The organism is Streptomyces sp. NPDC047886 (assembly GCF_043204435.1).
In the GTDB taxonomy this organism is placed as follows: Bacteria; Actinomycetota; Actinomycetes; order Streptomycetales; family Streptomycetaceae; genus Streptomyces.
Window position 1 is genome coordinate 1,152,308 of sequence record NZ_JBIDCF010000002.1, and the last position, 16,140, is coordinate 1,168,447.

At 73.0% G+C, this 16,140-nt stretch carries 12 protein-coding genes and 1 pseudogene; 8 read left to right on the plus strand and 5 right to left on the minus strand.

Going from position 1 to position 16,140, the window contains the following annotated elements; genetic code table 11:
- The first annotated feature begins 112 nt into the window (after nucleotides 1–112).
- The 3 genes from ACGF5U_RS10970 (at nucleotide 113) to ACGF5U_RS10980 (ending at nucleotide 4,216) form a co-directional block, all read left to right on the plus strand.
- Nucleotides 113–784, plus strand: a complete 672-nt coding sequence (locus ACGF5U_RS10970) for a LuxR C-terminal-related transcriptional regulator (protein WP_392716025.1) — start codon at nucleotides 113–115, stop codon at nucleotides 782–784.
- Between the two features lie 362 nt (nucleotides 785–1,146).
- Nucleotides 1,147–3,111, plus strand: a complete 1,965-nt coding sequence (locus tag ACGF5U_RS10975; protein WP_392716027.1) for a 2-oxoacid:acceptor oxidoreductase subunit alpha — start codon at nucleotides 1,147–1,149, stop codon at nucleotides 3,109–3,111.
- Nucleotides 3,112–3,142: 31 nt separating this feature from the next.
- Complete coding sequence (locus ACGF5U_RS10980) at nucleotides 3,143–4,216, plus strand: 2-oxoacid:ferredoxin oxidoreductase subunit beta (RefSeq protein WP_392716257.1); 1,074 nt, start codon at nucleotides 3,143–3,145, stop codon at nucleotides 4,214–4,216.
- A 43-nt stretch (nucleotides 4,217–4,259) separates the two neighbouring features.
- Here ACGF5U_RS10980 and ACGF5U_RS10985 read toward each other — a convergent pair whose 3' ends face one another.
- Nucleotides 4,260–4,499, minus strand: a complete 240-nt coding sequence (locus tag ACGF5U_RS10985; protein ID WP_392716029.1) for a hypothetical protein — start codon at nucleotides 4,497–4,499, stop codon at nucleotides 4,260–4,262.
- On the opposite strand from ACGF5U_RS10985, the pseudogene ACGF5U_RS10990 reads away from it, so the two are divergent.
- The 3 genes and pseudogenes from ACGF5U_RS10990 to ACGF5U_RS11000 form a co-directional block, all read left to right on the plus strand.
- A pseudogene (locus ACGF5U_RS10990) lies at nucleotides 4,425–4,676 on the plus strand (KR domain-containing protein); the annotation flags it as partial. The gene ACGF5U_RS10985 and the pseudogene ACGF5U_RS10990 sit on opposite strands and share 75 nt — an antisense overlap.
- A 293-nt stretch (nucleotides 4,677–4,969) precedes the next feature.
- Complete coding sequence (gene rarD / locus ACGF5U_RS10995) at nucleotides 4,970–5,920, plus strand: EamA family transporter RarD (protein WP_392716031.1); 951 nt, start codon at nucleotides 4,970–4,972, stop codon at nucleotides 5,918–5,920.
- A gap of 264 nt (nucleotides 5,921–6,184) precedes the next feature.
- Nucleotides 6,185–7,525: a M28 family metallopeptidase gene (locus tag ACGF5U_RS11000; protein ID WP_392716034.1), complete on the plus strand. Its 1,341-nt coding sequence runs from the start codon at nucleotides 6,185–6,187 to the stop codon at nucleotides 7,523–7,525.
- Between the two features lie 151 nt (nucleotides 7,526–7,676).
- On the opposite strand, the gene ACGF5U_RS11005 is transcribed toward ACGF5U_RS11000, so the two are convergent.
- Both ACGF5U_RS11005 and ACGF5U_RS11010 read right to left on the minus strand, forming a co-directional pair.
- Nucleotides 7,677–8,996, minus strand: a complete 1,320-nt coding sequence (locus ACGF5U_RS11005) for an outer membrane lipoprotein carrier protein LolA (RefSeq protein ID WP_392716036.1) — start codon at nucleotides 8,994–8,996, stop codon at nucleotides 7,677–7,679.
- 153 nt (nucleotides 8,997–9,149) lie between these two features.
- Nucleotides 9,150–10,160, minus strand: coding sequence for a polyprenyl synthetase family protein (locus ACGF5U_RS11010; RefSeq protein ID WP_392716038.1), 1,011 nt, complete (start codon nucleotides 10,158–10,160; stop codon nucleotides 9,150–9,152).
- 229 nt (nucleotides 10,161–10,389) lie between these two features.
- On the opposite strand from ACGF5U_RS11010, the gene ACGF5U_RS11015 reads away from it, so the two are divergent.
- Both ACGF5U_RS11015 and fahA read left to right on the plus strand, forming a co-directional pair.
- Complete coding sequence (locus ACGF5U_RS11015; protein ID WP_392716040.1) at nucleotides 10,390–12,741, plus strand: CocE/NonD family hydrolase; 2,352 nt, start codon at nucleotides 10,390–10,392, stop codon at nucleotides 12,739–12,741.
- A gap of 38 nt (nucleotides 12,742–12,779) precedes the next feature.
- Nucleotides 12,780–14,015, plus strand: a complete 1,236-nt coding sequence (gene fahA / locus ACGF5U_RS11020; RefSeq protein WP_392716042.1) for a fumarylacetoacetase — start codon at nucleotides 12,780–12,782, stop codon at nucleotides 14,013–14,015.
- 203 nt (nucleotides 14,016–14,218) lie between these two features.
- Here fahA and ACGF5U_RS11025 read toward each other — a convergent pair whose 3' ends face one another.
- Nucleotides 14,219–15,049, minus strand: coding sequence for a carbohydrate-binding protein (locus ACGF5U_RS11025; RefSeq protein ID WP_392716044.1), 831 nt, complete (start codon nucleotides 15,047–15,049; stop codon nucleotides 14,219–14,221).
- Nucleotides 15,050–15,095: 46 nt separating this feature from the next.
- Nucleotides 15,096–16,124, minus strand: a complete 1,029-nt coding sequence (locus ACGF5U_RS11030) for an AraC family transcriptional regulator (RefSeq protein WP_392716046.1) — start codon at nucleotides 16,122–16,124, stop codon at nucleotides 15,096–15,098.
- Between the last annotated feature and the right edge of the window lie 16 nt (nucleotides 16,125–16,140).

Genomic DNA, 16,140 nt, shown 5'->3' on the forward strand with positions numbered 1-16,140 from the left:
CTCCTCTTCCCCGGCGTCGGCCCATCCGCACCCGGATGCTGAGATGCTGGTGGGGACAAGCCGCGTGGACGCGCGGTCCTTTCGACGTAGGTGTGTGGGGGGCGGCACGGCCGTGGAGGACAGGGTTCGGGTGGTCATCGCCGAGGATTCCGTACTGCTGCGGGAGGGTCTGACGCGTCTCCTGACCGACCGGGGGCACGAGGTCGTCGCGGGCGTCGGGGACGGCGAGGCCCTGGTCAAGACGGTGGACGCGCTCGCGGCGGACGGCGCCCTGCCGGATGTGGTCGTCGCCGACGTACGGATGCCCCCGACCCACACCGACGAGGGCGTGCGGGCGGCGGTCCGGCTGCGCAAGGACCACCCGGAGCTCGGGGTCCTTGTGCTGTCGCAGTACGTGGAGGAGCGGTACGCCACCGAACTGCTGGCGGGCAGCAGCCGGGGCGTCGGCTACCTGCTGAAGGACCGGGTCGCCGACGTCCGCGAGTTCGTGGACGCGGTGGTGCGCGTGGCGCGCGGCGGTACGGCCCTCGACCCGGAGGTGGTGGCCCAGCTGCTGGGCCGCAGCCGGAAGCAGGACGTGCTGGCCGGGCTCACGCCGCGCGAGCGCGAGGTCCTGGGCCTGATGGCGGAGGGGCGGACGAACTCGGCGATCGCCCGGCAGCTGGTGGTCAGCGACGGGGCGGTGGAGAAGCACGTCAGCAACATCTTCCTGAAGCTGGGGCTGTCGCCGAGTGAGGGCGATCATCGACGGGTACTCGCGGTGCTGACCTACCTGAACACCTGAGGCACACGAGCCGGCCCCCGGAGCGGAACCGCCGCCCGAGCCGGGCAGCGGACCGAGAACCGGGAACCAGGTCCCGAACCACCCGAGAGCCGGGAACCAGGCACCGGACCACCCGAGAACCGAGAACCGAGAACCGAACCACCCGAGAACCGAAAATCCCGAGAACCGATCCGAGGGGGACACGAGCGGATGAAACGGGACCTCAGAATGTCTCAAAGAGACGTCCGACAGGTGAGCGGTCCGAGGAAGGGCCTCCTTACCGACGTAGGGTGGGTTTCGGGACGGCCGGTCGGCCGGCCGTCTCCCGAGCGCTCCCCCGTAGACGGCGGGGAGACCCCTTGTTGTGAGGGAGGTCCAGTTCAGTGACCAGCCAGGTCAGTAGCCCAGCCGGACAGGTCGGCGGCGCGGCCGAGGAGGCCGAAGACCCGACCGTCGGTGAGCGGCGCGGCGCCCCGGCGCAGCGGCGCGGGCACGAGAAGGAGATCCGTCGCCTGGACCGGGTGATCATCCGCTTCGCGGGTGACTCGGGCGACGGTATGCAGCTCACGGGTGACCGGTTCACATCGGAGACGGCGTCGTTCGGGAACGACCTGTCGACCCTGCCGAACTTCCCGGCCGAGATCCGGGCCCCCGCGGGCACGCTGCCCGGGGTGTCCTCGTTCCAGCTGCACTTCGCCGACCACGACATCCTCACCCCGGGCGACGCGCCCAACGTGCTCGTGGCGATGAACCCGGCCGCGCTGAAGGCCAACATCGGCGACGTGCCGCGCGGCAGCGAGATCATCGTCAACACGGACGAGTTCGCGAAGCGGGCGATGGCGAAGGTCGGCTACGCCACCTCGCCGCTGGAGGACGGGTCCCTGGACGGCTACCGCGTCCACCCCGTCCCGCTGACCACGCTGACCGTGGAGGCGCTGAAGGACTTCGGCCTGTCCCGGAAGGAGGCCGAGCGGAGCAAGAACATGTTCGCGCTCGGGCTGCTGTCGTGGATGTACCACCGGCCGACGGAGGGTACCGAGAAGTTCCTGCGGCGGAAGTTCGCGAAGAAGCCGGAGATCGCCGAGGCGAACGTGGCGGCCTTCCGGGCGGGGTGGAACTTCGGCGAGACCACCGAGGACTTCGCGGTCTCGTACGAGGTCGCCCCGGCGACCCAGGCGTTCCCGGCGGGCACGTACCGCAACATCTCCGGGAACCTCGCCCTGTCGTACGGGCTGATCGCCGCGTCGCACCAGGCCGACCTGCCGCTCTACCTCGGTTCGTACCCGATCACTCCGGCGTCCGACATCCTGCACGAGCTGTCCCGGCACAAGAACTTCGGCGTGCGGACGTTCCAGGCGGAGGACGAGATCGCCGGGATCGGCGCGGCCCTCGGCGCCGCGTTCGGCGGGTCCCTGGCCGTGACGACGACGTCGGGGCCGGGTGTGGCGCTGAAATCGGAGACGATCGGTCTGGCAGTGTCGCTGGAGCTGCCGCTGCTGGTCGTGGACATCCAGCGGGGCGGTCCTTCCACGGGCCTGCCGACCAAGACGGAGCAGGCCGACCTGCTCCAGGCGATGTACGGGCGCAACGGCGAGGCGCCGGTGCCGGTGGTGGCACCGTCGACGCCGGCGGACTGCTTCGACGCGGCGCTGGAGGCGGCCCGCATCGCGCTGACCTACCGCACGCCGGTGTTCCTGCTGTCCGACGGCTACCTCGCGAACGGTTCCGAGCCGTGGCGGATCCCCGACCTGGACGAGCTGCCGGACCTGCGGGTGCGGTTCGCGGCCGGGCCGAACCACACGCTGGACGACGGCACCGAGGTGTTCTGGCCGTACAAGCGCGACCCGCGCACGCTGGCCCGCCCCTGGGCCATTCCGGGTACACCGGGTCTCGAACACCGGATCGGCGGCATCGAGAAGCAGGACGGCACGGGCCACATCTCCTACGATCCGGCCAACCACGACTTCATGGTCCGCACCCGCCAGGCCAAGGTCGACGGCATCGAGGTCCCCGACGTGGCGGTCGACGACCCCGACGGCGCGCGGACGCTCGTGCTGGGCTGGGGCTCCACCTACGGGCCGATCACCGCCGCCGTGCGCAGACTGCGCGCCGCCGGGGAGCCGATCGCGCAGGCGCACCTGCGTCACCTCAACCCGTTCCCGGCGAACCTCGGCGAGGTGCTCGGGCGGTACGAGAAGGTCGTCGTGCCGGAGATGAACCTGGGCCAGCTCGCGCTGCTGCTCCGGGCGAGATACCTGGTCGACGTGCGGGGACACAACCAGGTGAACGGCATGCCGTTCAAGGCCGAGCAGCTCGCCACGGCTCTCAAGGAGGCCATCCATGACTGAGGCGACCGGAGCGGTCGGAGTGACCGGAGCGATGGGTACCCCGGGGGCCCCCGGTTCCGGGGGGACGCTGTCGCTGGTCCCGAAGGCCGAGGCCAAGCAGTCCATGAAGGACTTCAAGTCCGATCAGGAAGTGCGCTGGTGCCCCGGTTGCGGTGACTACGCGGTCCTCGCCGCCGTCCAGGGCTTCATGCCCGAACTGGGCCTGGCGAAGGAGAACATCGTCTTCGTCTCCGGCATCGGCTGCTCCTCCCGTTTCCCGTACTACATGAACACCTACGGGATGCACTCCATCCACGGCCGGGCGCCCGCCATCGCCACCGGTCTCGCCTCCTCGCGCCGCGATCTGTCGGTGTGGGTGGTCACCGGTGACGGCGACGCCCTGTCCATCGGCGGCAACCATCTGATCCACGCGCTGCGCCGCAACGTCAACCTGAAGATCCTGCTGTTCAACAACCGGATCTACGGGCTGACCAAGGGCCAGTACTCGCCGACGTCCGAGGTCGGCAAGGTCACCAAGTCGACGCCGATGGGCTCGCTGGACGCGCCGTTCAACCCGGTGTCGCTGGCGATCGGCGCGGAGGCGTCGTTCGTGGCCCGTACGGTCGACTCGGACCGCAAGCATCTGACGGAGGTGCTGCGACAGGCCGCCGACCATCCCGGTACGGCGCTGGTGGAGATCTACCAGAACTGCAACATCTTCAACGACGGCGCGTTCGAGATCCTCAAGGACAAGGACCAGGCGGAGAACGCGGTGATCCGGCTGGAGCACGGCCGGCCGATCCGCTTCGGCCCCGAGGGTGCCAAGGGCGTCGTCCGCGACCCGGCCACCGGTGACCTCCAGGTCGTCGCCGTGACGCCGGAGAACGAGTCGCGGGTGCTGGTCCACGACGCGCACTCGGCGTCGCCGACCACGGCGTTCGCCCTGTCGCGACTCGCCGACCCGGACACGCTGCACCACACCCCCATCGGGGTCTTCCGCAGCGTCGAGCGGCCGGTGTACGACACGCGGATGGCCGAGCAGCTCGACACGGCGATCGAGCAGCACGGCAAGGGCGACCTCGCGGCCCTGCTCGCGGGCAACGACACCTGGACGGTCGTCGGCTGACACCGGTCCGGTACGCGTCACCGGGGCCCGGTCCTGAGTCCCCTCAGGGCCGGGCCCCGCCGTACGCCCTGCGGGCCTCCTCTACCGCCCCGTACCGCCGCTCCGTCCAGCGCACCAGCGACCAGACCTGGCTGATCTCCGGCAGCGAGATCGGGCGGCGGGTCGCGCAGCACACCGCGGTGGTCTCCGCCGCCAGGACGGCGGGCGCGCCGAGTACGCGGCGGAGGTCGCCCGGCAGTCCGGCAGGCCCGTCACGTACACCGCCGTCCCCGCCGAGACGCACCAGGAGATCCTCACGGGCGCCGGTCTGCCCGAGCCGTTCGCGGCGATCCTGGTGGACGTCGGCAGGGCGATCGCGCGCGGCCGGCTGGCCGCGACGCCCGGCGACCTGGCGCGGCTGATCGGCCGCCCGACCACTCCGCTCGCCGACTCGGTGGCGCGGGCGCTCCGGCCCGCCTGACCCGCACCCCGCACCCCGCACCCCGCACCCCCGTGGCCGCGTCCCGGCGTCATGGCAGGTCAGGGCCGTCATGACCGTATGGCAATACGGGCATGACAGCCCGGCCCGCGCGGCGCTACCTTTCTTCGACAGGACAGGCACGCGGGGCCCGGGGCGCGGGCGCGGGGCGCGGACAGGACAACGGGAGGCGGCCGGTGGCGGCACGAGGTGGCGGCGACCTTCGGGGCGATCGGCCGGATGACCAGCGACGCGATCACCGTGCGGGGCTCCTGTACGGGATCGGGGCCTACGGCATGTGGGGCCTGGTCCCGCTCTTCTGGCCGCTCCTGAAGCCGTCGGGCGCGGTCGAGATCCTCGCCCACCGCATGGTCTGGTCGCTCGCGGTCGTGGCCCTCGCCCTGCTGGCACTGCGCCGCTGGGGCTGGGTGCGGGAGCTGCTGCGCGAGCCGCGCAAGCTGGGCCTGATAGCCGTCGCCGCGACCGTGATCACGGTCAACTGGGGCCTCTACATCTGGGCCGTGAACACCGGCCAGGTGGTGGAGGCGTCCCTCGGCTACTTCATCAACCCGCTGGTCACCATCGCCATGGGCGTCCTGCTGCTGAAGGAGCGGCTGCGGCCCGCGCAGTGGGCGGCGGTGGGCACGGGCGCCGCCGCCGTGGTGGTACTGGCGGTCGGCTACGGGCGGCCGCCGTGGATCTCGCTGACGCTGGCGTTCTCGTTCGCCGTCTACGGCCTGGTCAAGAAGAAGGTCAACATCGGCGGTCTGGAGTCGCTGGCCGCCGAGACCGCGATCCAGTTCCTGCCGGCGCTGGCGTACCTGCTGTGGCTGGCCTCGCGGGGCACGGCCACGTTCGGCGGCTCGGGCGCGGGCCACGGGGCGCTGCTCGCCGCGACGGGCCTGGTCACCGCCGTGCCCCTGGTCTGCTTCGGCGCGGCCGCGATCCGGGTGCCGCTGTCGACGCTGGGCCTGCTCCAGTACCTGGCGCCGGTCTTCCAGTTCTCACTGGGCGTCCTGTACTTCCACGAGGCCATGCCGCCGGAGCGGTGGGCCGGTTTCTCGCTGGTGTGGCTGGCGCTGACGATCCTCACCTGGGACGCCCTGCGCACGTCGCACAGGACCCGGGCGGAGGCGCTCCGGCTGACGGCCGACGCGAAGGCGAGGACCGGGAGCGCGGCGGTCGCGCCTCCCGCTCCGGCGGCCGTGGCGAGCGGCTCCGGAGCCGAGGCCGCCGACCGCGCCTGAGCCGCGCGCTCACGTTTCTCCGTACGTCTCCTTCCGGCCCCGGCCGCGCCGAATCCGGCATGACATGACCACAACGAGGCAGGCGGCGAACGGGCGTCCGGTCATCGAACACGGGTGACCGGATTCCGCCCTTGACGGTGAGTCACACTCTCGCTGACCATTCAGCACGCACAGCGCACCAGTAGCTCCAACGCCCCGTGGCACCGAGACCACGGGGCGCTCGCACGTTCCGTCCCATCCCCGTACGGAATCCGGAGCCCCCACATGACACTCTCCGCGCACCGCATACCCAGACACACCCTCGCCGCCGCCGCGCTCGCCGTCGCCGGGCTGCTCGCCACCGCCGCCCCCGCCGCCACCGCCGCGCCCGCCACCGCCCCGGCCACGCCCGCCTCGGCCGTCGCCGCGCCCGACATCCCCGTGGCCAACGTCAAGGCCCACCTCAACCAGCTCCAGTCGATCGCTTCCGCCAACGGCGGCAACCGCGCCCACGGCCGCCCCGGCTACAAGGCGTCCGTCGACTACGTGAAGGCCAAGCTGGACGCGGCCGGATTCACCACCACCGTCCAGCAGTTCACGACCAGCGGCGCCACCGGCTACAACCTCGTCGCCGACTGGCCCGGCGGCGACCCGAACCAGGTGATCATGGCCGGCGCCCATCTGGACTCCGTCTCCTCCGGGGCGGGCATCAACGACAACGGCTCCGGTTCGGCCGCCGTCCTGGAGACCGCGCTCGCCGTCTCGCGCGCCGGGTTCCAGCCCGCGAAGCACCTGCGGTTCGCCTGGTGGGGCGCCGAGGAACTGGGCCTGGTGGGATCCAAGTACTACGTCGCCAACCTGCCCACCGCCGAACGGGCCAAGGTCGCGGGCTACCTCAACTTCGACATGATCGGCTCGCCGAACCCCGGCTACTTCGTCTACGACGACGACCCCGTCATCGAGAAGACGCTCAAGGACTGGTTCGCCGGCATCGGCGTCCCGACGGAGATCGAGACGGAGGGCGACGGCCGCTCCGACCACGCGTCGTTCAAGAACGTCGGCATCCCCGTCGGCGGTCTGTTCACCGGCGCCAGCCGTACGAAGACCAGCGCCCAGGCGCAGAAGTGGGGCGGTACGGCCGGTCAGGCCTTCGACCGCTGCTACCACTCCTCCTGCGACACCACGTCCAACATCAACGACACCGCGCTCGACCGGAACAGCGACGCCCTGGCGCACGCCGTGTGGACCCTGTCCGCAGGGACGACCCAGCCGCCCACCGGTGACACGTACGAGAACACCGCCGACGTCGCCATCCCGGACGCCGGCCCGGCCGTCACCTCGTCGGTGACCGTCACCGGCCGCACCGGCAACGCCCCCGCCGCGCTGAAGGTCGGCGTGGACATCGTGCACACCTGGCGCGGCGACCTGGTCATCGACCTCGTCGCCCCGGACGGCTCGGCCTACCGGCTGAAGAACTCCAGCTCGTCCGACTCGGCCGACAACGTCCAGACCACCTACACCGTCGACGCGTCGAGCGAGCCCGCCAACGGCACCTGGCAGCTCCGGGTCCAGGACGTGGCCCGCTACGACACCGGCTACATCAACAGCTTCAAGCTGACCTTCTGACCTGCTGACCTGCTGACGTTCCGGCGATCCGGCGTCCCGGCGTCCTCGGTGATCCAGCGTCCCGGCGATCCGGCGATCCGGCGATCCGGCAGGAACGGAACGCGCCACAGCCCCCTCGGCGGACCGAGGGGGCTGTGCGGTGTGCGGTGGGTTACTTGGCGGCGGCCTTGTTCGCGGCGTCCACCAGCGCCTTCTCCGTCACCGCGCCGACGTAGACCCTGCCGTCGTCCGTCAGCAGGGCGTTGACGAGGCGGGTCTTGAAGACCGTGCCCGAGCCGAACGTGCCCGTCACCTTGTCGCCCAGGGCTCCGAGGAACTTCTCGGCCTCCGGCGGCAGTTCGCCGGCCTCCGCGCCGGACTTCTTCCCGGACTCCGCGTCGCCGGAGCCGGGGCCCTCGGCGGAACCGGCCTCGCCGCCACCGAGCTGGGCAATGGTGGTCCAGCCCTCTCCGATGACGTTCAGACCGCCGCCGAAGTCCCCGAAGTCCTCCCCGCCCTCAGCGTCTTCGAAGTCCTTGAGGTCCTTCTTCAGATCCTTCTCAAGCTCCTTCTCCAGGCCCTTCAGGTCGGCCTCGCCCTCGTGCGCCATCGCCTCGTCCGCCTCCGTCACCTTCGTGCCCTTCGGGGGCGTGAAGTCGAACGTGGACGCCGCGGGCTTCGCGAAGTCGATCTTGGTGAAGCCCACGTCGATCGCCGCCTTGCCGCCCTCGCTCGGCGTGAGCGTGAACTTCAGCGGGACGCCGTTCGCCGCGTCCACCGCGACCTTGATCGAGCCGATGGTGGAGCCGCTCTGCCGGGGCTTGATCAGCAGCTGGTAGGCGTCGCGCCCGGCGATCCGCGCCGTGCCGTCGACCGTCACGGACGTCGTGTCGTCCACCGCCTCCAGCGCCTCGGCCGCGAGGTCCTTGGGCGTGGCGGGAAGCTCCCGCGCGTCGGCGTCGCCGCCGTGGTCGATGCCCTTCGTGTGGAGGGCCTCCTTCGCGGCGCTGTCGTAGACCCACGCCTCGGCGCCGTTGTGGACGAGCGTGTACTCGTCGCCGCCGTCCACCAGGGACAGCCGCTGCCGGTCGGGGCCGTCGGCGGCGACCCGCAGCGTGTGCGTCCCGGTGGCCAGCTCCATCAGCTTCTCCTGCGGGGACGCGGTCGCCCCGCCGCCGTCCGCGCCGCTCCCGCCGGTCGCGCCTGCCGCGCCCGCGAAGCCGCCGGCCAGGTCGCCGAGGCCCGCGAGCGACGGCAGACCGAGGTCGGTGCTGACCTTCACCGTGCCGGACAGCCGCTCCACGTCCGACGCGGCGATCTTCTCGATGAGCTGCTGCGCTGTGATCTTCGGCAGATCGGGGTCCCCGGATGCCGCGAGCGCCGGGACGAGGCCGATGGTCGCCGCCGCCACCCCCGCCACCGCGACCGGGACCACGTACCGCGCCGCCTTCTTCCGGGCCGGCGTGGTCTGTGCGCTGTCGTTCGGTGCCATGTGTGCCCTACCTCCGTGGTGTGGTCACACCATCTGACCGCACCGGCGCGGCGGAAGCGTCAGTCCCCGGCATCAACTTCGCGTACTGCTCTGGGATGACCCGGCATCAGGGTCACCCCTGAGGGAGCACGCTCGCGGGCGGGCCGCCGCGCGTCAGCCGGCGCGGTGCACGACCAGGTCGCACAGCTCCGCCAGCGCCGCCTTCGCGTAGCAGTCGGGCAGCGGGGCCAGCATCGCCCTGGCCTCCTGCGCGTACCGCACGGTGTCGCGCCGGGCCTGCTCGAGCGCCGGGTGCAGACGCAGCCGCCGCAGTGCCTCCGCGTGCCGCTCGTCGTCCGTCAGGTCGCCGTCCAGCAGCTCGACCAGCGCCAGGTCCTCGGCCCGGCCGTGCGCCGCCGCCCGCGCCCGCAGGTGCAGGACCGGCAGGGTGGGGATGCCCTCCCGCAGGTCGGTCCCGGGGGTCTTGCCGGACTCGTGCGAGTCGGAGGCGATGTCCAGGACGTCGTCGGCGAGCTGGAACGCGACGCCGAGCCGCTCGCCGTACTGGGTCAGGGTGTCCACGACCCGCTCGTCGGCGCCGGACATCATCGCGCCGAAGCGCCCGGACACGGCGATCAGCGAGCCGGTCTTGCCGCCGATGACGTCGAGGTAGTGCTCGACCGGGTCGCGCCCGTCGCGCGGCCCGGCCGTCTCCAGGATCTGGCCCGTGACCAGGCGCTCGAACGCCTCGGCCTGGATGCGGACGGCCTCGGGCCCGAGGTCCGCCAGGATGTGTGAGGCGCGGGCGAAGAGGAAGTCACCCGTCAGGACGGCGACCGAGTTGCCCCAGCGTGCGTTGGCGCTGTCCACACCGCGGCGCACATCGGCCTCGTCCATCACGTCGTCGTGGTAGAGCGTGGCCAGATGGGTGAGCTCGACGACCACGGCCGAGGGCACGACACCCGGCGCGTACGGGTCGCCGAACTGCGCGGCGAGCATCACGAGCAGCGGGCGGAACCGCTTGCCACCGGCCAGGACCAGGTGCTGGGCCGCCTCCGTGATGAACGGCACGTCGCTCTTGGTGGCATCGAGGAGCCCGGCCTCGACAGCCGCCAGTCCGGTCTGGACATCGGCTTCGAGAGCCTGGTCCCGCACGCTCAGCCCGAACGGCCCGACTGCGGTCACGAGGGGATCTCCTGTCTGCTGACCATCACACGGATTGTCGATGTGTCGCTGGATTCACTCAAGTCAGCGTATCCGGTCCCGTTTCGATCCCCGTGGGCGCCTTCCCGCCACCGCCGGTATGTTCGTGATCAGCAGATAAGGCCGGAAGCACGGCTTTTGTTCACCCGGTTTCTCCGGAGTCGTCCCCGCCGATCCGGGTGCCCTCCATCGTCCGGTCCGGAGCCCCGCCATGCACGTCCGCACGTCCTTCCCCCACGCGACGGATCACCGGGACATCCGCGTCCCGCTGCCCGACGGGACACGGCTGTACGCGCGCCTCTGGCGCCCGGTCACGGCCCCCGGGCCCGTCCCGGCGATCGTCGAGTACCAGCCGCACCGGCTGACGGACTGGAGCGCCCCGCGCGACGCGCAGCGCCACCCCTGGTACGCGGGCCACGGCTACGCCTCGGTCCGGGTCGACCTGCGCGGTCACGGCAACAGCGAGGGCGTGCCCGACACCGGGCACGGCGGCACCGCGCTGACCGACGGCGCGGCGGTGGTGGCGTGGCTGGCCGAGCAGCCGTGGTGCAGTGGACGCGTCGGCATGATCGGCGTCGGACGGGGCGGCTCGCTGGCGCTGCGGATCGCGTCGCTGGCCCCGCCGCCGCTGGCGGCGGTCGTCGCCGTGTGCGCCACGGACGGCCCGTACGACGGCCGCTTCCCCGACGACGACTCCGGCACCGGCACCGGCACCGGCACCGGCGACGGCTCGGGCATCGGCCCCGGCTTCGGCCCCGGCTTCGGCTTCGGCTTCGGCGGCGGGGCGCTGTCCCGGGCCGCGACCCTGCTCGCCCACGCGGCCCGCCCGCCGGACCCCGCGTACGTGGGCGATGCCTGGCGCGCGATGTGGACGGCCCGGCTGGAGGCCCTGGAACCCCTCCTGCCCGCCTGGCTCACCGCCCCGGGCTCCGCCGCCGAAGGCCGGGACCGGCCGGTGTACGCCACGATCCGGGCGGCCGTCCTGGCCTTCGGCGGCTGGCACGACCCGTACCGCGACACGGTGCTCCGCCTGGTGGAACGGCTGCCGCGCGACCGGGTGCGCGGCGTGCTCGGCCCGTGGCCGCACCAGTACCCGGACCGGGGCGCGCCCCCCGGGCCCGCGATCGGGTTCCTCCAGGAGACGCTCCGCTGGTTCGACCACCACCTCAAGGACCACCCGAACGATGCCCCCGCCGACGGCGCCTGCGTCATGGCGGAGCCGCTGCTCCGCTCCTGGACGGGCCGCCGCTGGGTCGCCGACGACGCCTGGCCGTCCCCGCACGTCACCCCGGTGACCCACACCCTGTCCGACCCCCCGCGGCCCCTCACGGGCCCGACCGGCCCGACGGGCACGACGGGCACGAAGGCACCCGCAAGCCCCACCGGAGCATCTGGACTCACCGGCCCGACCGGACCCGCACGCCCCACCGGACTCACCGGACTCACCGGACTCACCGGACCGACCAGCCCCGAAAGCCTCACCGGCCCTGCAAGCCCTACCGAACCCACAAGCCCCACCGAACCCTCCAGAGCCGCCAGACCCCCCAGGGCCCCCGGACTCACCGAACTCACCGAACCGACCGGGCCCACCGGACCCGCCGACCCCCGCGGGGTCGTCGTCGTGGACTCGCCGCCGCACACCGGGCTGGACGGGGGCGCTTTCGTGCCGGCCGGGGACGATGCCGATCTGCCGCCCGACCAGCGCGCCGACGACGCCTGCTCGGTCTGCTTCGACCTGCCCGTACCGGTGGACGGCCCGCCCCTGGAGATCCTGGGCCGCCCGCTGGTGCGCCTCTCCCTGCGGACGGACGTCGCCCACCCGCGCGTGGCCGTCCGGATCTGCGACGTCGCCCCGGACGGCTCGTCGCGGCTCGTGACGCGGGGCGTGCTGGGCCGTGGGGCCGGCGCGCGGTGGATGCCGGCGCCCGGCGCCCCCGGGTTCCGTACGTACACCGTGGAGCCGGCCGCCGCCGGGCACACCTTCGCGCCCGGCCACCGCGTCCGGCTCGCCGTGTCCTCCGCGTACTGGCCTCTGCTGTGGCCGGGCCCCGACCCGGGCGGCTTCACCCTGGATCCCGCCCGCAGCACGCTCCGGCTCCCGGTCCGGGCACCCGGCCCCCGCGACGGCACCGTCGCGTTCGAGGAGCCCGAGCAGGCGCCGCCGCTGCTGGTGAGCGTCCCGGTGACGCTGGACCCGCCGCGCCCCGAGCGGCTGGTCGTGCGGGACGTCGCCCGTGGCACGTGGCGTCTGGAGGCCGAGCCGGGCTACGGCGAGCACGGGCGCGCCCGCGTCCACCCGGACGGCCTGGAGTGCGTGCAGGACGCCCGCGAGACGTACACGATCGACGACTCGTCCGGGCCCCTGTCCGCCCGCGCCCGCGCGGACTGGACGCTCCGGCTGCGCCGTTCCGACCCCGACCGGCTGTGGCGCGCCACCGTGGAGATCAGGTCCGAGGCGGCCTGCGACGCCACGCACTACCTCCTCTCCGACGAGGTGGTCTGCAAGGACGGTGACGAGGTCGTCTTCCACCGCACCTGGGAGAAGCGCGTTCCACGGTCGTAACGTGTCCCCCACACACGTGGAAAGCGAGGCAAGCACCGATGCCCGAGCAGTCCGAGCAGAGCCCGCTCGACCTGGCCGAAGGCGACCCCTTCGGCCCGCACAACCTCCCGTACGGGGTGTTCTCCACCGCCGGTGATCCCGGCCGCCGCCGGCTCGGCGTGCGGATCGGCGACCATGTGCTCGACGCGGGCGCGGCGGCGCACGCGCTGGGTTCGCCGTACGCGAGCCTGCTCGCGCAGCCCACCCTGAACCCGCTGCTCGCGGCGGGCCGCACGGCCTGGCGCGATGTGCGCAGGGCGCTCACCGCCTGGGTGACGTCGCCCGTGCACCGCGGCGACATCGAACCGCTGCTGTACCCGCTGGACGCGGTGACCTCGCACCTGCCGTACGAGGTGGCCGACTACGTCGACTTCTACGCGAGCGAGCACCACGCCACCAACGTGGGGCACATCTTCCGCCCGGACGGCGAGCCGCTGACGCCCAACTGGAAGCACCTCCCGATCGGCTACCACGGCCGCTCCGGCACGGTCGTCGTGTCCGGCACGGACGTGGTGCGGCCGTCGGGGCAGCGCAAGGCGCCCACGGACGCGGCGCCGGTGTTCGGCCCGTCCGTGAAGCTGGACATCGAGGCGGAGGTGGGCTTCCTGGTCGGTACCCCGTCGGAGATGGGCCGCCCGGTGCCGCTCGGCGACTTCCGCGACCACGTCTTCGGGCTGACGCTCCTCAACGACTGGTCGGCCCGTGACATCCAGGCGTGGGAGTACGTGCCGCTGGGTCCGTTCCTCGGCAAGTCCTTCGCCACGTCGGTGTCGGCGTGGGTGACCCCGCTGGAGGCCCTGGACACGGCCCGGGTGGCCCCGCCCGCGCGGGACTTCCCGCTGCTGCCCTATCTGGACGACTCGGCGGAGGAGGAGCCGGGCGGCTTCGACCTGCGGATCACGGTGCGGATCAACGGCGAGGTCGTCGCCGAGCCGCCGTTCTCGACGATGTACTGGACGGCGGCGCAGCAGCTGGCGCACATGACCGTCAACGGCGCGTCGCTGAGGACGGGCGACCTGTACGGCTCCGGCACGGTCAGCGGGCCGGAGGTGCACCAGCGCGGCTCGCTGCTGGAGCTGACCTGGAACGGGCGCGACACGCTCGAACTGACCACGGGGAAGCGGACGTTCCTGGAGGACGGCGACGAGGTCACGCTGACGGCGTGGGCGCCGGGCCCGGACGGCACGAAGGTCGGGCTCGGCGAGGTCACGGGCCGTATCGCTCCGGCGAACTGACCGGCCGTATCGCTCCGGTGAGGTGACCGGCCGGATCACTCCGGCGGACTGACCGGCCGGATCGCCGCCCGCGCCCGCTCCCGGCGCGCAGGACCGGCGCGTGGGATGGCCCGGCACCCTGGGCTCACAGGGTGCCGGGCCGCGCGGCCCCCACGGCTCAGCCGCGCGGGGAGGTGGTCATACGGTGGCGCGTACGGTGCCCGTCACCCCGCCCGCCACAGCGCGGGCACGTTCGGGGGCTCCCAGCCCGGCTGCGCGGTGTGCCCCTGGAGGCAGACGTAGCCGCCTCCGCCGTAGGTGACCCGGGCGCCCGGGGCGTAGACCGTGCCCACGGCCCAGGTGCCGCCGGGCGGTGGTGTCGTCGGGCTCGGGGTGGGGCCGGGCCCGGGCGACTGCGGCACGTTCAGGACGAAGTCGAACGACGCCTCCCTGGCGCCGCCGGTGTCCCGCACGGTCATCAGCAGACGCGGGTCGAACAGGGCGTCCGTGGCGTTGCGGGGCTCGCCGGGGAAGTACAGCTGCGTCGTCAGCACCGGCCGGCCGGGGGCCTGCACCTTGACGTGCAGATGGCGGGTGCGGCCCGGGTAGAGGCCCGGCACGATCGTCGTCAGCGTGAAAGCGCCCCGGTCGTCGGTGAACTGGTGGCCCCGGAACCGGAAACCCCTGTTGTCGTACGCCCCGTTGACGTCCGCCTGCCAGAAGTCCAGCAGCGCCCCCGTGACGGGTCGGCACGCGAGCCCGAGGACATAGCCGGTGACGGTGAGCCGGACACCCGGCGTGTTCGGCTCCAGCAGGGACGTACGGCGCGGCGAGTTCGGCTTGAAGTAGGGGCCCTCCATCTGCGGCGGGGTCGGGTCGTCGCCGTCGTCGCAGGCCGGCGTGGGCTCCAGTGCGCCGCCGCTGCCGCCGACGGCACGGGCCAGCGCCGGTACGCCCATGAGCACGGCGGGCGCGGCGACTCCGGCGGCGAGCGCGGCCCGCAGCACGGTCTTGCGGCTCGGGTGACGGGGGTCGTGGTCGTGTGCGTCGTCCATGCCTGCTCCTCGGTGAGGGAGGGGGGTCAGGGGAACGCCGACGAACCTACGCGGCGCCTCCGGCGCGGGCGATGGACTCGATCCGGTGGTCATGGTGAATATCGCCGCCGCGCCGGAAGTCGCCGGGGCTCACGCCGGTCTCGCGGCGGAAGAAGCGGCAGAAGTACGCGGGGTCGGTGAAGCCGGTCCGCAGCGCCACCTGCCGTACCGTCAGAGCGGTCTTGGCGAGCAGCCGCTTCGCCTCCTGGGTGCGCGCCTCGCGGACCAGTTGCCCCGGGGTGCGGCCGGTCGCCGCCTTGACGGCCTCGGCGAGGTAGCCGGGGGTGACACCGATGTGGTCGGCACAGGCGCGGACGGACCACAGCGCGGGTTCGCCGCAGCCGATGAGGCGGCCGAACTCCCCGGCGACCCAGCCGGCCCGGTCCGACCGGGCGGGCCGGGCATGACCGGCGGCCCTGACGGCCCCGGCAGCCCCGGCGGCCCCGTCGCCCTGGCCTGCGGCGACGGCGGGGTCCGCCGGACACGGCAGCCTGGCGGCCCGTACGACCAGGACGTGCAGCAGCGCCCGCAGCACCGACGCGAAGCCGTCCGCCCCGCGCGCGTACTCCTCGTGGAGGTCGGCGACCAGCCGGGCCACCGCCGCGTCGGCGGGGCCGTCCAGACGGGGCCAGGGCCGCTCGCTCAACCACCGCAGGAGGTCCCGGTCGTCGGGGTGGTCCAGCAGGAAGTCCTCCGTGAACAGCACCACGGATCCCGTGAGCCCGGTGGCCCCCTCCCAGTGGTGGACCTGGCCGGGAGCGATGACCCCCAGATGCGGCGGGCGCAGCTCCACGCGGCCGAGGTCGACCACATGGGCGCCGCGCCCGCCGGTGACGTGCACGATCTCGTAGAAGGTGTGCCGGTGCGGGAAGGCCGCCCGGGACATCGGGCCGATCGTGTCGAACGTGCCGATCGCGAACGGCAGCGCGTTGGGCATCGGCACCTCCAGGCGGTGCATCGGCACCACGTCGGCCGCCCACGGCTCCCCGGTCGCTCCGGGTGACGTCGCTCCGGGTGACACGGTCGTCCCGCGCATCGCTCCGCTCCTCCTC

Excerpts from the sequence above, each read along its gene's own strand:
- ACGF5U_RS10980 (WP_392716257.1), top strand. The coding sequence starts at position 3,143 with ATGGGTACCCCGGGGGCCCCCGGTTCCGGGGGGACGCTGTCGCTGGTC.
- rarD (WP_392716031.1), top strand. The coding sequence starts at position 4,970 with ATGTGGGGCCTGGTCCCGCTCTTCTGGCCGCTCCTGAAGCCGTCGGGC.
- ACGF5U_RS11000 (WP_392716034.1), top strand. The coding sequence starts at position 6,185 with ATGACACTCTCCGCGCACCGCATACCCAGACACACCCTCGCCGCCGCC.
- ACGF5U_RS11005 (WP_392716036.1), bottom strand. The coding sequence starts at position 8,996 with ATGGCACCGAACGACAGCGCACAGACCACGCCGGCCCGGAAGAAGGCG.
- ACGF5U_RS11015 (WP_392716040.1), top strand. The coding sequence starts at position 10,390 with ATGCACGTCCGCACGTCCTTCCCCCACGCGACGGATCACCGGGACATC.
- fahA (WP_392716042.1), top strand. The coding sequence starts at position 12,780 with ATGCCCGAGCAGTCCGAGCAGAGCCCGCTCGACCTGGCCGAAGGCGAC.
- ACGF5U_RS11025 (WP_392716044.1), bottom strand. The coding sequence starts at position 15,049 with ATGGACGACGCACACGACCACGACCCCCGTCACCCGAGCCGCAAGACC.
- ACGF5U_RS11030 (WP_392716046.1), bottom strand. The coding sequence starts at position 16,124 with ATGCGCGGGACGACCGTGTCACCCGGAGCGACGTCACCCGGAGCGACC.